14 protein-coding genes and 1 pseudogene are annotated in these 14,908 nt (G+C 37.2%); 1 reads left to right on the top strand and 14 read right to left on the bottom strand.

The genetic code is table 11. The features are described 5' to 3' along the window. Positions 1-49 precede the first annotated feature (49 nt). The 5 genes from LG276_RS11430 to LG276_RS11410 form a co-directional block, all read right to left on the bottom strand. Complete coding sequence (locus tag LG276_RS11430) at positions 50-1,195, bottom strand: TAXI family TRAP transporter solute-binding subunit (RefSeq protein ID WP_251161560.1); 1,146 nt, start codon at positions 1,193-1,195, stop codon at positions 50-52. A 40-nt stretch (positions 1,196-1,235) separates the two neighbouring features. Next, positions 1,236-1,640 (bottom strand): Zn-ribbon domain-containing OB-fold protein, encoded by a 405-nt coding sequence (locus LG276_RS11425; RefSeq protein WP_251161559.1) that lies wholly within the window; start codon positions 1,638-1,640, stop codon positions 1,236-1,238. Between the two features lie 4 nt (positions 1,641-1,644). Continuing rightward, the gene (locus LG276_RS11420; protein ID WP_251161558.1) at positions 1,645-2,814 is read right to left on the bottom strand and encodes an acetyl-CoA acetyltransferase; all 1,170 of its coding nucleotides are present in this window, start codon (positions 2,812-2,814) and stop codon (positions 1,645-1,647) included. Positions 2,815-3,036: 222 nt separating this feature from the next. Then, a complete protein-coding gene (gene fabG, locus LG276_RS11415; protein ID WP_251161557.1) occupies positions 3,037-3,777 on the bottom strand; it encodes a 3-oxoacyl-ACP reductase FabG in 741 nt (246 codons plus the stop codon). 168 nt (positions 3,778-3,945) lie between these two features. After that, positions 3,946-4,740: an IclR family transcriptional regulator gene (locus tag LG276_RS11410; RefSeq protein ID WP_251161556.1), complete on the bottom strand. Its 795-nt coding sequence runs from the start codon at positions 4,738-4,740 to the stop codon at positions 3,946-3,948. Between the two features lie 155 nt (positions 4,741-4,895). On the opposite strand from LG276_RS11410, the gene LG276_RS11405 reads away from it, so the two are divergent. After that, positions 4,896-5,804 (top strand): LysR family transcriptional regulator, encoded by a 909-nt coding sequence (locus LG276_RS11405; protein WP_251161555.1) that lies wholly within the window; start codon positions 4,896-4,898, stop codon positions 5,802-5,804. 58 nt (positions 5,805-5,862) lie between these two features. Here the strand turns inward: LG276_RS11405 and LG276_RS11400 are convergent, their stop codons facing one another. The 9 genes and pseudogenes from LG276_RS11400 to LG276_RS11360 form a co-directional block, all read right to left on the bottom strand. Further along, on the bottom strand, positions 5,863-7,968 hold the full coding sequence (locus LG276_RS11400) for an acetate--CoA ligase family protein (RefSeq protein ID WP_251161554.1): 2,106 nt from the start codon (positions 7,966-7,968) through the stop codon (positions 5,863-5,865). A gap of 15 nt (positions 7,969-7,983) precedes the next feature. Next, positions 7,984-9,288, bottom strand: coding sequence for a TRAP transporter large permease (locus tag LG276_RS11395; protein ID WP_224936373.1), 1,305 nt, complete (start codon positions 9,286-9,288; stop codon positions 7,984-7,986). Then, positions 9,278-9,793: a TRAP transporter small permease gene (locus tag LG276_RS11390; protein WP_251161553.1), complete on the bottom strand. Its 516-nt coding sequence runs from the start codon at positions 9,791-9,793 to the stop codon at positions 9,278-9,280. Before LG276_RS11390 ends, LG276_RS11395 begins: the two co-directional genes overlap by 11 nt. A gap of 22 nt (positions 9,794-9,815) precedes the next feature. After that, complete coding sequence (locus LG276_RS11385) at positions 9,816-10,877, bottom strand: TRAP transporter substrate-binding protein (protein ID WP_251161552.1); 1,062 nt, start codon at positions 10,875-10,877, stop codon at positions 9,816-9,818. 27 nt (positions 10,878-10,904) lie between these two features. Beyond that, positions 10,905-12,119: a CaiB/BaiF CoA-transferase family protein gene (locus tag LG276_RS11380; protein WP_251161551.1), complete on the bottom strand. Its 1,215-nt coding sequence runs from the start codon at positions 12,117-12,119 to the stop codon at positions 10,905-10,907. 3 nt (positions 12,120-12,122) lie between these two features. Next, the gene (locus tag LG276_RS11375) at positions 12,123-12,719 is read right to left on the bottom strand and encodes an acyl-CoA dehydrogenase family protein (protein ID WP_285852022.1); all 597 of its coding nucleotides are present in this window, start codon (positions 12,717-12,719) and stop codon (positions 12,123-12,125) included. 27 nt (positions 12,720-12,746) lie between these two features. After that, a pseudogene (locus LG276_RS11370) lies at positions 12,747-13,276 on the bottom strand (acyl-CoA dehydrogenase family protein); the annotation flags it as partial. 207 nt (positions 13,277-13,483) lie between these two features. Continuing rightward, positions 13,484-14,050 carry a Fe-S-containing hydro-lyase gene (locus LG276_RS11365; protein ID WP_251161550.1) on the bottom strand — a complete coding sequence of 189 codons (567 nt, stop codon included), beginning with the start codon at positions 14,048-14,050 and terminating at the stop codon, positions 13,484-13,486. An 11-nt stretch (positions 14,051-14,061) separates the two neighbouring features. Beyond that, positions 14,062-14,907 carry a fumarate hydratase gene (locus LG276_RS11360; RefSeq protein WP_224936367.1) on the bottom strand — a complete coding sequence of 282 codons (846 nt, stop codon included), beginning with the start codon at positions 14,905-14,907 and terminating at the stop codon, positions 14,062-14,064. Position 14,908 lies beyond the last annotated feature (1 nt).

The raw sequence follows: 14,908 nt of genomic DNA, 5'->3' as shown, positions 1-14,908 counted from the left end.
TAACCTCACCTCACATTTATCAGAATGGATGGTTATGATTCTCTCATTCCTAATTTACAGATTCCCGTTCCTGTAACCAGAGCGCTTCAAATTCCTCATCTGTTAATTCTTCTTTTTCAGCGTAGGCAACCGTTTTTTCCCATACTTCATTTAACGCTTCGTACCGTTCTATTAATTGATCATTTTTTTGTTGTTTTTCTTCACTCCATAAGCCTTCTTCTTTAAAGAAACGAATTGTGCCCTCATGAAACGGAATCCCTTTTGGCTCTGTTAAGACTTCATCCTTACTATATAGAGCTAGATTAGGTAGGGCATCGCCATATAAATGGAAAGAATCATTTAACGATTTAATAAACTGATAGACTGCCTCTTCACTTTGATCTGCGTATCCACCAATTAAATAGCCATGTCCCATGACATCCATACCTGTTTCCATACCTGCTCCTTGTTTTGTATTAATAGGAAATAACCACGCAGCCACTTCCTCAACTCTTGCCCATCCCCCGTTGTCATCTTTATCCATTTCTAACCAACGAATCCCACCTTTACTATGGGCTTCAAACATTGTAGATGCAGTCGGATTAATACCGGCAACATCAATTTGCCCTTGGATAAGCGCTTCTCCTTGTCCTGAATAGGAAGTGATTTTTACTGGCTCCACATCATTCCAAGTTAAGCCGGCGAAAGCAAGCATTGCTTCATTTTTCAAATTGACGGAAGTGTTTCCAGCTATTATTGGAATTTTCTTTCCCCTTAGATCTTTGAGAGTTTGTATATCTGAGTTTTCTCTCACCGCAAATCCGAATTGACTAATGGGTGCCCAATAAGCTCGAACATTTTGCGGTCCCCATTTTTTTGAAGTGAATTCTTCCTTTCCTTCGAATGCCAGTTGAATTTCATCTCCCACTTTGCCTACAGAAGCAATTTCACGCCTTAAAGGGACCATTCTTCCAACACCACTTGCAGATGGAAGCATTCTCACCTTTGTATCATATTTTTCTGTCAACACATTCGCAATAGCCGACATTTCTGCATAACCACCAGAGCCTACATCATAAACACTCCACGTCATTTGCTCAGCTAGGCCCGATTCATCTGCGAGCAACGAAGCTTGAGGTGCAGAGTTACATCCAGCTAAAAGAAAACATAGTAATAGCAGCAGTACTAATGGAAGCATTTTATTCCCTTTATTCATGTAATAACCTCCCATCCAGATATGGCCAATGAAAACAAAGTTATACAGGCGTAAACATGGGTAGCGTCATCTCTCCGACTTTTTGAAAGACGACTTTTACTTGTTGATTGCAATGAATTGCTTCCATATCCGTATCAATAATGTTCGTCATCATCCTAACCCCTTCTTTTAGATCGATGAGGGCAACACAATACGGCAAATCGTCTTTAAACGCAGGGCCGCCAGCCCTTCGCGCAATTGTATAAGAATAGATCGTCCCTTCTCCGCTTGCTTCTACCCAAGTAACGTTTTCCTCTCCACAGTGAGGACATAGAATACGTGGGTAAAAGATATGCAAAGAGCAGCTTTGACATTGTTGTATGAATAATTTTCCTTTCTCACACCCTTCCCAAAAAAACTTCGAATCATTATCAATAATTGGTAATGGCTTCATTATCTTATCCATCTGTTTAGTCCCTCCCTAAAATGACGACTGATGTTGAGGAAAGTGTTCCACCTGTTCCATTTACAAGTCCTATTTTTGCTTCTTTCACTTGTCTCTCTCCACACTCACCTCTTAGTTGCCTAACCGCTTCAATAATTAAAAAAATACCGTACATACCTGGATGGGCATATGAAAGGCCCCCGCCGTTCGTATTCATCGGAAAATCACCGCCTGGAGCTGTACGTTGATTTTTCACAAAATCGCCACCTTCACCACGTTTACAAAAACCTAAAGATTCTAATGTGAGCAGCACCGTGATCGTGAAAGAGTCATAGATTTCAACGAAATCAATGTCATCATGGCCAACTCCGGCCATCTCAAACGCGCGTTTACCTGACTGCGCAGCAGATGTCATGGTTAAGTCAGGCATCGCCTGAATAGACCAATGACTATGTGCCTCCCCTTGACCAAGGATCCAGACCGGTTTTTTCCGGCAATCCTTTGCCCGTTCGGGTGATACAAGCACTACTGCCCCTGCTCCATCTGTTACAAGACAGCAATCTAGTATATGAAGAGGATCAGTAATCATTGGCGATTTCAGAACATCCTCAATGGATATCGTATCCCTTTTTGTCGCATATGGATTTAATTGAGCCCACTTTCTTGTTGCTACTGCTATTTCTGCTAAGTCTTCATTGGTTGTTCCGTATTGATGCATGTGGCGATTTGCCGCCATTGCGTATGCACCAGCTGGTGAAGGTAAGCCAAAAGGTGTTTCATATTGTGCAGTAAACGTAGGTGGTCTTCCTGCTAAAGATCGCGATCTCTCTGACTTCTGTGTACTTCCATATAAAATTAATGCTACTTCACAAAGCCCTGCTTGAATGGCAGCTGCAGCATGGCCAATATGAGCTTCAAATGAAGAACCGCCTATCTGTGTAGAATCTGTATAGTTTGGCTCAATCCCTAAATATTCTCCTATTACAACAGAAGGAAATGTACCAACACCAGGTACTCCCCATAGACCAGCAACAAACAGACCGTCTACATCAGACTTTGTTAAACCTGCATCATCTAGTGCTCGTTTTGCTGCGATTGCTTGAATTTGTAAGACAGATAAACCGTCTTTTACTTTTCCTTCCTCAAGCTCAATATCACCTACTCCGACAATCGCAGCAGCGTTTTTAATTGACATGATAACCCTCCATCTATGCATTTATTTTTAGTAATCCTTATGAAAGCAGTCATACCTAATAGATTGGTATACATATGTTTTTATTGGGTTTGGTCTTTTACAAAGAAGTTAACAGCGAGTATTTCAGGATGTATCTTGGTTGAGGATGTTGTTAGATCATTTTGTAGATTTGAGAAGAGAGATTAAAAATGAATCGATATATTTTTCATGTTTTGCAATCGCTTACATATATCTGCCACCCGTTACTTCAATTACGTTCCCAGTGATATAGTCAGCATAATTAGAGCTTAAGAAAACGGCAGCTTTAGCGATATCAAGCGGTTGACCTACTTTTTGCATCGGTATTTCTGCTATTTTCAACTCCTTTAACTTGTCAGGAATGGCTTTGGTCATATCTGTTTCAATAAAACCAGGTTGAATGGCGTTCACATTGACCTGGAATTTAGCTAATTCTTTTGCTGCAGCTTTCGTCATGCCAACAATTCCTGCCTTAGCGCCAGCATAATTCACTTGCCCCATATTACCAACCTTACCGGCAATGGATGAGATATTAACAATCTTCCCCTTTTCTTGTTTTCTCATATGAAGTGCCGCAGCTTGCATACATAAGAATGTCCCTTTCATATGTACTTGAATCACTTGGTCAAATTGCTCTTCTGTCATTTTATGAAGCATTGCATCACGTGTAATTCCTGCATTATTAACAAGCACATCTATATCACCAAAATGACTAATTGTCTTGGAGAAAAGCTCCTCAACACTTTCTTTTTTGGCAACATCTACTTTAACTGCTAATCCCCTTGATCCAACCTTTTCAATTTCATTCACGACAGATTCACATGCTTCTACATTCAAGTCACCAACGACTATTTGGGCGCCATGTTGAGCTAATAAAAGACTAATCTCTCTACCGATTCCCTTCCCAGCGCCAGTAACTATCGCTACTTTATTCTTTAAATCCATGAAACTACCTCCATTTCAAAAATATGATATTTATTAAGATTTTATATATTAAAAATTTTTTTGTCAATAAAAAATTAGAAAATTAAGATTATTTAACTACATTCAATTTTCTGCAAAAAAGACATTATTACTCGCTATTTTCTGATTGAATAATAATGTCTTTTCTAATTAGACTAATGGGCGATCTCCGCCTAATTTAATTGTAATTTCATTCGCAATTCCCTTTATTAGTTCACCAATTCTTTCCGCTTCCGCTCCTTGCAACTGACTGGTTAAGCCGACTAATGAAATGGACATCTCCACTGTATTTGTATTATTAAAAATCGGTGCAGCAATGCCAATTAAACCATCAATATATTCCCCATATGAAATGGCATATCCCTTTATTTTTATCATTTCTAACTCTGCTAATAATTCTTTCATTTCGTTTTCCGTTAAAGGACGAAGACCATCATTATAATCAATTAACCGTTTTGCTTCTTCTCGCCTTAGATTAGCTAACAAACACTTACCATAAGCACCATCTACAATTGAGAAATGTCTACCTACTGATACATTTATTCCAAATTGTTCTGCTTCTACCTTAGCAATGATGGTCGATTTTTTCTCACCAATTCGATTGACTAGGAAACTCGTTAATCCAGTTTCTTCTGTTAATCTTTCCAAGTATGGCATAATAACAGATAAATCTAGAATATTCTCTTTCGCTCTTTCTCCTAAAACAACTAAATAGGGGCCAAGACTATATCTTTTAGAGCTTTGATCATAACGTACAACGGATAGCTCTTCTAACTTTTGCAGTATGCGGTAACATGTTGTTGGGGTTAATGATAAGGCATTTGCAATTTCAGTTAAGTTACTTTTACTAAACTTTTTTCGACTCAATAATGTAAGGATTTTAAATGCACTGTCCACTGCAGGTACATTATATTTTCTCTTCGCCTTCTTTACATGCTCATCCATCTTTTCTACCCCTTCATTATCCTTTTTCAGTAATTTTATATACAAAAATTTTTTTTGTCAACGAAATAAAAATTGTTTTTTGAATGATATAAATTATCTGATATCTATATGGTAAAATAGTGGGAGCAGGAAAACATGTAAGGAGCGTTATTAGAATGGATATTAAACAATTAGAAGTATTTCTATCAGTATATAAACATAATAACTTTTCTAAAGCTGCTGAGGAACTTTGTATTTCACAACCAACAGTTAGCTCTCAAATCAAATCTTTAGAAGACCAATTAGGGCTGCAATTATTCAATCGTAAAAATAAATCATTAGGTAGCTTAACAGATGCCGGAAAGATTCTTTATCCTTATTCCACACAAATTCTTTCATTAGTAAAAGAAGCCGAAAAATCACTCACTCAATATAAAGAAGGGTATAAAGGTTCCCTCTCTCTAGTGACTTCCGATTCATTTTGTTACTGGATCTTACCAAAAATTTTAGAAAGCTTTCATATTTCCTATCCTACAATTGAAATCATACTACATACCGCTTTTACACCTAAAATGATCGATATGCTTTATCATCGTGAAGTGCATTTTGCCATTGCACGTTCCGCTCAAAAAGAGTTTATAGAAGAAGATTTAGTCAGCCATCATATTGGTCAAGATCCCATTGTACTCGTTGCCTCAGCTAACAGTCGTTTAACAAATATTCCAAGTCCTCATTTAAGTGACTTAGCTGATGAAACCTTCATCGTTTATGGGAAAGAGTCAAACTACTGGGCACAAATTGAACAAAAGCTATCTTCCTATGGTTTCCATATGAAAACAGGAATGGAGCTTAACGACATCCATGCAACGAAAAAAATGATCGAGATTAATCTCGGGATTTCTTTCTTGCCAAGTATCTCGGTACAAGAAGAGATTGAAAATGGTAAGCTCCAAATCATTCCAATTAGTGATGACTTGCATTTGTATCGTCACTCTCACCTTGTTTACCATCAAGATACCGTAATTGCTGGAGGAATACAGAAGTTTTTATCGTTTGTAACTGAACAGAAGCCCTATTTGATTTAAGTATATAACCCCCCTTATTAATGAGGTTCCTGCACTTTGCCTAATAAGGGTAAGTGAATCAACTATAGATCTCTACTTGTTTTTTCCCAACAATGACAGCGTCAACCGCTGTAACACCTTTACCTTCTTTATGGACAAGGATTGGATTAAATTCCATTTCTTTCCATTCCCCTTGATGAGATAAACAAAATTCTGATAAAGATTGTATCGTTAATGCCAATGCTTTTATATCTGACTTAGGTTTTCCCCTCACTCCATTTAGAAGTGGAAATGCCTTAATAGAAGCAATCATTTGTAACGCTTGAGCCTCTGTAATTGGTGCAGGCAAGAAAACAACATCCTCAAGGACTTCCGTAAATACCCCACCGATACCAAACATGATTGTCGGTCCAAATGTAGGGTCGTTAATGGCTCCAATAATCACCTCAACTCCTTCATCTGCCATTTCTTCAATCATCATTCCTTCGATAAGATGTTCGATATGATGATGCTTTATCCTATTAATCATGCCTTCATAAAATTGAAGTAACTCTTGTTGACTGTTGATTTTTGTTTGAACCAACTGATAGTCTGATTTATGAGTGATCTCCTTCGAAACTCCTTTTAAGACAAGAGGAAAAGAAAGACTATGCTCATGCAGATCTTCTTGATTACGAACAAAAGAACCTTTAGGCACTTTTATACCAATCGATTGTAATAGTTGCTTCCCTTCCCATTCATTTAGTTTTTCATTAACGATCATGGGTGTCTGCTTACGAATTTCTTTTCTCATTTGACCGTAAGCTTGCTTTTCTGCCGTATAGTAATTTACGACATGTGCAAGGGCATTAATGGTCCGTGTTGGTGTAGGGATCCAAGGAATACTTTTTTCCTTAAAGACCGCCTTTTTTGTTGCTTCCTGTATTCCAGACCAACAAACAACAACGGGCTTATTTGCTTGTTTAATCAACTTACTAAGTTTGTCGATAATAGGTGTAAATAAATGATCCGTCATTTGAATATAAAGCACGATGGATTGCACTTCAATTGCTTCAACTAACACAGTTAGAGTATCAAGTATTTGTTGAGGATTTTGATTCACTTGTGCCGTCATATCAACTGGGTTTTTAATAGAAGCAAAAGCTGGAAGAGTTTGTGATAATCTCTCTTTCGTTTCTGCTTTTAAAGTGGCAAGCTTCATTCCTTTACGTTCACATTGGTCAGCCATCATTATGCCTGCACCACCTGATTGTGTGACGATAACCGCCCCTCCGTCTTTAGAGATATTTTTAGCATAATGAAACAGTGATAATGTATCAATTAATTCTTCCTCATCATCAACAAGAACCACATTGTTTGCAGCAAAATAAGATTGATAAATCTTCGCATTTCCTGCTAATGATGCGGTATGCGAACTAGCCGCATCCGCCCCGATAACTGACGTGCCAACTTTCATTAATACTATTGGTTTATTATTTTCATGACTTGCCTTTATTGCACGATTCATTTTAGTTATATTTCTTGCTCCCTCTAAATATCCACCAATGACTTTTATGTCAGGACTTTTAGCAAAATAATCAATATACTCAAAGAAATCAACCGTGCTTTCATTTCCGCTAGATACAAAAACTTGAAATCCGATACCCATTTCAGTTGCTAATGTATGAGTTAAAGAACCCATTGCTCCGCTTTGTGTAACGAATGCAATCGCTGCAGAATCACATGCTTTTAAACTGGAAAAGGAAGCAATCATCTGTTTATTTAAGTTAAATAACCCAAGAGAATTTGGACCGCAAATCGGCAAATGGTTTCCTTTTGAATACTCCCTTATCTCTTCCTCTAACTTCTCTCCCTCTCCACCTATTTCTGTAAATCCAGAACTAAAAATCAATATACTTTTTACCTTCTTCGCATGTAATTGTTTAATAATAGATAATACACGTTTAGCTGCTACACAAATCAATGCTAAGTCAATATATTCAGGTAGTTCTTCTATCTTCTGATAGCATGGAAAACCTAATATCTCTTCATATTTTGGATTTACAAGATAAACTTCACCTTGATAGCCTACCTCTTTTAAATTCGCTATCGGTTTATAGCTGATTTTCGTTTCGTCTCCACTAGCTCCAATAATAGCTATTGCGTTTGGTTCTAACATTGGTTTAAGGTCGTCACTCGTAAACATATATTCAACCTCCTCTTAATACATATTTTTAGGCAAAAACAGAGCAATATCAGGAAAAAGATAAAGAATAATAATTAATAGGAAAATGGGAATCAAAAATAAACTTGTTCCTTTAAAAATTTGTTCTAAAGAAAGGTCAGGGGCTGATCCTCTTAGTACAAAACAATTCATGCCAACAGGAGGTGTGATCATTGCCATTTCCATCACCAAAACAATAATGACACCGAACCAAATTAAATTCATATCCATCGCTAGAATAATCGGTAGAATAATCGGTAATGTAACAACAACCATAGCAAGAGCATCCATCACCATTCCTAATAAAATGTACATAAGAATAATAAGCACAAATAATAGAAAAGGGGGAACTGAGATAGATTCGAAAATATCCGCTAATAGAAAAGGTAATCTCGTAATTGTTAGGAAGTAATTTAAGATAAATGCCATAATAATTATGGCAAATAAAAATCCTGTTGTTTTTAAAGTAGCAGATAATGCTTTAACAAATGACTGAATCGTTAATTTCCTTCTGATTAATGCAAAAATAAACGTAAAGAATGCCCCAATCCCTGCTGCTTCAGTTGGGTTAAACCAGCCGATATACATCCCCCCAATCACAATGCCAAATAACAAAATAATCCATATTGTAGATTTCAATGCGATGAAACGATCCTTCCACTCCACCTTTGTATGAATCATTGGTGCTAACTCTGGCCTTACAGAAACAGCCACAAATACAGTAATCATATATAAGATGATAAGCATCAGCCCCGGTATAATGCCAGCCACTAAAAGCTGTCCAATAGATTGTTCAGTCATCATCCCATATAGAATAAACAAAGTACTTGGTGGAATGAGCACACCCAATGTTCCTCCCGCGACAATCGTTCCTCCGGTTAATGATTTGTTATAACCAGCCTTTAGCATTTCCTTTGATGCAATGACACCCATTGTGGCAGTATTTGCAAGGCTTGAACCTGAAGCGGCCGCAAAAACAGCAGAAGATGCAATTGTCGCCATCCCAAGTCCACCTCTTAATCTACTAAGCCAAAGTCTGAAAGTATTAAAGAGCTCTGTACTAATTCCACAGATAAATAATAATTCTCCCATTAGAACAAACATAGGGATAGTGCTTAACGTATAACTAAAACTATGATCCCATGTCACTGTTTCAACAACTGTGGCTAATGCCGTCCAACCTTTCAAATAAAAGATTCCTAGTACGGCTGGTACAACCATTGCGATAGCAATGGGTACTTTAAAAAACATTAAAACAAACATGATCAAAATAACGATAACGCCAAACCATTCAACCGGCATGTTCATCACCTCCTATATTTTCATGATTTAATGAAAAGATGAGCTTGAGCATTCTTAGAAAAGCCTCAGCTCCCCACATGAGAAAGCCGAATGTAATGATATAATCAAAGGGATAAAACGGGATTTCTAAAAGAGTAGTAGATATAGGCATTGTTAGTTGATGAAAGATCCCGACATGAAGATATATATAGGCAATGAGGATGGTAATAATAAATGTAAGAAAGGCGCCAAATATCTCTAAGACGCGTTGCCACTTATATGAAAGTCTGCTTGTGATAATATCTATGGTAATATGTCCGTTTACTTGTTCTGTATAAGCCAAACCACACATGATTAGCACTACCATACCTAACTGAACAATTTCGATATCACCGATAATAGGTGAAAATAATATCCGACTAATTACAGCAAAGGTAATAAATATCATCATCAGTGTCATCGTTGCTAACGCAATATATTTTGTTATTGCTGTTAAAAAGTGTATGATCTCTTCCAGCTTTCTCATGCATTCCACCACCTTAACTGTTTTAATTTTCAAATGGTAAAGGGTAACCTTCTTCACGGAGAATTTCAAAAAAAGCTTCGACCATTTCTTCTCCATCATATCCACGTTTATTGGCATCTTCTATCCATAACTCCCAAGCACCTTTACCTGCTTCACGATACTTAATGTCTTCTTCTGTAGAAAGTTTAATATATTCGCCTCTTTTTTCAACTGCTTTCTCTAACTGCTCATTAGAAGCAGCTAACTCTGTAACATAACTCTTTGTAAACATTTCTGATAACGCAGGATTCAATTCTTCTGTAAATATTTTTTGTAAATCTGGCGGGAGCTGATCATAGAAGTTTTTATTCATTACAGGAATGAGTGGGTTTACGAGTACTGACATTTGTGTAATATAAGGGGCAGGTTCATAATACCTTACTGCTTCACCGCCAATAGGTGTATAAAATGCGGTATCAATCATCCCCTTTTCTAATCCTTCGTATATGCCTTCAGATGTGATCGATACTGGCGTTCCTCCTAATGATTGAATAAAGGCATTTTCGCCTTTTCCGCTCATTCTCATTTTTTTATTCTGTAAATCTTCCATTGTGTGAATAGGAGTAGTAGAAAATAAATCATAGGCATCTGTTGATGTTGGTGGCATAAGGATGACATTATCTAACCCTTTGTCTGCAAATCGATCTTCGAATTTACTTAAAACTTTGTTTGCCTCAACAGGTCCTTGTAATGCAAATGGTAAACTACCGATTGTATAAGGAAAAAAAGGGGTATCATAAAAATAGTTCGTTACGAGAAGACTTACATCATAGAGCCCTCCTTTTATATCTTGATAAACAGAGCTAGACTTTCCTAAGGCACTCCCATGATAAATATTGACTTTAACTCTTCCATTCGTCTTTTCTTCCACCATCTTTTTCCATGGCTCCCACGCATTATAAGCATAGTGATGTGTAGATGGCTGCCAATTATTTATATCCATCACATACACCTCATCGGAAGCGCTTTCATTGGATGTCTGTTGACTACAGCCATTTAATAAAATACATACAAAAAATAAAGTCAATAGAAGAATCTTTTTCATTGGAAACACCTCCATTATTGTGCATAATCACACTTTCCACTTGGCTAACGAACCAATAACTCCCTCTTTTCTCAGTTGATCAATCTCTAATTTTTGATACCCTAATGCATGTAGAAGTTCTTCTGTATGTTGTCCTAAAACAGGTGGCCCTGCTTTTGTTTTAACATTTAGCGTAGAATTTTTGAGTGGACTTTTCACCAATTTAATATGTCCAAGCTTTACATGGGAAACTTCTTCTACAACTTCTCTCGCCTCAACTTGAGGATGTTGAAAAACTTGTTCAATATTATTTACTGGTCCAGCTGGAACACCTACTTGTGATAATAGAGTGAACCATTCATCTGCCGTTTTGGTTATCATCATATCTGCGATCTTTTTTGTTAACTCTTCACGGTTAGTTACTCTGGCTTGATTCGTTTTAAACCTATCGTCCCCAATCCATTCTTCATGATTTAAAACAACGCAAAAATTCGCAAATAATTTATCATTACCACAACAAACCATTAATGGGCGGTCACTGCATTTAAATACTTGATAAGGAACAATATAACTATGATCATTGCCAACTCTTGTGGAAACAGTACCTGTATTTAAATAACTACTTGCTACATTGGCAAGTGCACTTAATTGTACTTCAAATAGGGATAGATCAATATATTGTTCCTTTCCTGTTTGATCTCTTTGTCTTAGTGCTGCTAGAATCGCTATTGTTACATATTGTGAAGTCATAATATCGACTAGTGGAAGTCCCACTCTTGTCGCCTCGCCCTCTGAAAATCCAGTAACTTCCATTAAACCACCTATCGCTTGCATAACAGGATCAAATCCCGGTTCCCCTTTATACGGTCCCGTTTGCCCATATCCGGTAACCGAACATAATATAATATCTTTTTTTACCTTTTTAAGTTGATCTAGGTCGAGACCTAACTTTTTCAAAGTACCTGTTTTAAAGTTTTCTAAGACAATATCTGCCTCTTGTACGAGCTTTAGAAAGATATCCTTCCCTTTTTGATTTTTCAAATCCAACTCGACTGATTTTTTATTACGATTAGCGGTAAAATAATACGTACTTTCTCCACCTATGAAAGGAACCCAATCTCTCATACTATCTGTACCGTTCGGTGCCTCTATTCTGATGACATCAGCACCTAAATCTGCTAATATCATTGAACCCCCAGGTCCTGCATATACACGAGATAAATCCAATACTTTAACGCCTTCAAGTGGTTGCCTTTCACTCATCGACTACACCCTCACCTTTTGAATATCACTACTTAAAGAATACTTTCTTTCGATATGATGACGATTAGCATCCTTTTCCCCTAAGGCATCATTGGCAATCAGTATACGTTGAATATTTGCCGACCCTTCACCAAAGTGAAGCATATTCGCATAGTTTACATACTTCATAATCGGATATTCATCTGCGATACCATTGCCACCAAATATCTCTAACGCACTTCTTGCAGCTTTGGTAGCTACTTCGGAAGCAAAATATTTTGCGTATGCACTTTGTCTAGTCGCCGCTTCGCCTTTATCTTTTAAGTAAGCGCTTTTATACGTAAGCAATCTTGCAGCCTCTGTTTCTACTACCATATCCGCAATCAAATGTTGAATCATTTGATATTGACCAATCGGTACACCACTCACTTCTCGTTCGTTTGCATAAGATATCGACTCATCAATACAACCTTGAGCAATGCCAACCAATCGTGAAGAAACCGTTAAGCGTCCATAATCAAGGGCGTTCATTGCAATTTTAAAGCCTTCTCCCTCTTTCCCTAATAATTGACTTTTGGGGATTCGATAATCCTCTAAAAATACTTCACAGCTTCTTGTCATAAATCCTAGAGAGCTAATTTCGATTGGTTTTGCATAAAACCCTGGTACATTAGTCTCAATAATAAATGCAGAAATGCCATTATGACCAGCTTCTGGATTGGTTCTCGCAAACAACACACCTACATCTGCCTCATTTGCAAAAGTAATCCACATTTTTGATCCGTTCAGTACGTACTCATCACCATCTAAAACAGCCGTTGTCTTCATTGCTCCAGCAGGATCTGAGCCACCACCAGATTCAGTAAGAGCGAACATACCAATTTTCTCAGCCTTTATTAGAGAAGGAACATATTTTTCAATTTGCTGCTTATTTCCCCAATTTAATATTGTAAAAGGACAGGTCATTGCTTGCATATTAAAGGCATAACCTAACGATGGATGTGCTTTCGATATTTCTTCAGCAATGATAATTCAGACCCGCCATATTGCTCAGGAAAACAAGCACCAAAAAAACCTAGATTCCCCATTTTTTCAAAAATATCTTTCGGGAATAATTGATTTTTCTCATAATATTTAATGTGGGGTGACACTTCTTTTCGGACAAACTCCTTTACCATTTGTAAGACTTGTTGGTTTTCACTTGTATATTCGAACTCCATCTCTCCACACCACCTAATTAGAATTTTCTGAATTTATTAATTATACTATTATATATATTAATAATATTCAATATTTTATTAATAAAATAGATAATTTGTTTGGGATAATGGATACAATTGATAGACATGTGAGACTTTGTCCTTTTTTAGAATAGTAATAAATGATTAAAGAGTTGATCTTTCTTGTTGAAACTTCTCTCTTGCTTGTATATACCAGTCATTACCTAAAGAATCGATAATTACTGTAGCTGGAAAATGTTCTACTGTGAGCCTATATACTGCCTCTGGACCTAACTCAGGAAATGCCACAACCTCAGCCTCTCTAATAGCCGTAGAAAGAAGTGCACCGGTTCCCCCTATTGCTGCTAAATAAACGGCTTTGTTTCTTTTTATACTTTCCTTTACTTCTTCATTTCGATATCCTTTTCCAATCATTCCTTTTAAGCCATGCTCTAATAATAATGGTGTATATTTATCCATTCTGCTACTAGTAGTTGGACCAGCGGAACCAATCACTTGATTAGGTTTTGCTGGGGTCGGACCAACGTAATAAATAAAAGCATTTTCTAACGTGAATGGGACCGTTTCTTGTTGAGATAAAAGATCATAAATTTTTTTGTGGGCTGCGTCTCTCGCTGTATATATTAAGCCAGTTAATTCGACTTGCTGCCCGGCCCTTAATGTTTCCAACTCTTCTGGTTTTAAGGGTAGTGATAATTGCTTTTTTTCCAATTTTATCAGCCTCACATTCTCAATTCTTTATGTCTTGACGCATGACAATTTAAATTAACAGCCACAGGAAGTGCAGCGATATGACATGGTTCTAACTCGATCTTTACATCTATGGCAGTTGTATCGCCACCTAATCCTTGAGGACCAATCCCCATTTCATTCATGTTCTTCATTAAATCTTTTTCTAATTGGGCAACTATTGGAGACTGATGATGTTGACCAATCGGCCTAAACAATGATTTTTTAGCTAAATAAGCGCAGCGTTCAAAATTCCCACCAATTCCAATTCCAACAACTAGAGGTGGACAAGCATTTGGTCCTGCATTTTCAACGGTTGTTAAGATGAACTCTTTTACGCCTTCGATACCATCTGCTGGGGTTAACATTTTAAGTGCACTCATATTCTCACTCCCTCCCCCTTTTGCCGACATATGGATAACGAGTTGATCTCCGGCTTTCATTTCGATATGAATAATGGCAGGGCTGTTATATGTTTCAGATTTATCTCTTGTCAGGGGATTATTGACGATAGAATGCCTTAAATATCCGTCTTTATATCCTTTCATTACACCTTCATTAATGGCACTTGTAATTGTTCCACCTTTAATCAAACAGTCTTGACCTAATTCAACTATAAAAACGGAAACACCTGTATCCTGACACATAGGCACACGGTTTTCTGTAGCGATATTCGCATTTTCAATTAAATCTAACAGTATATCTTTTCCAATTGGTGATCTTTCTGTTTCTACCGCTTGTCGAAAAGCAGAAATAACGTCTTCGCCAAGGTCAAAGTTCGCTTCCTGACAAAGCTTCGCTACTTGTTCCACTATATGGTCATAAGCAATCACTTTCATC

The sequence above is a fragment of the Cytobacillus kochii genome (assembly GCF_044790165.1).
GTDB classification, from domain to species: domain Bacteria; phylum Bacillota; class Bacilli; order Bacillales; family Cytobacillaceae; genus Cytobacillus; species Cytobacillus kochii.
Note: the sequence above shows the minus strand (reverse complement) of the source record. Positions and strands in the feature narration are given on the sequence as shown.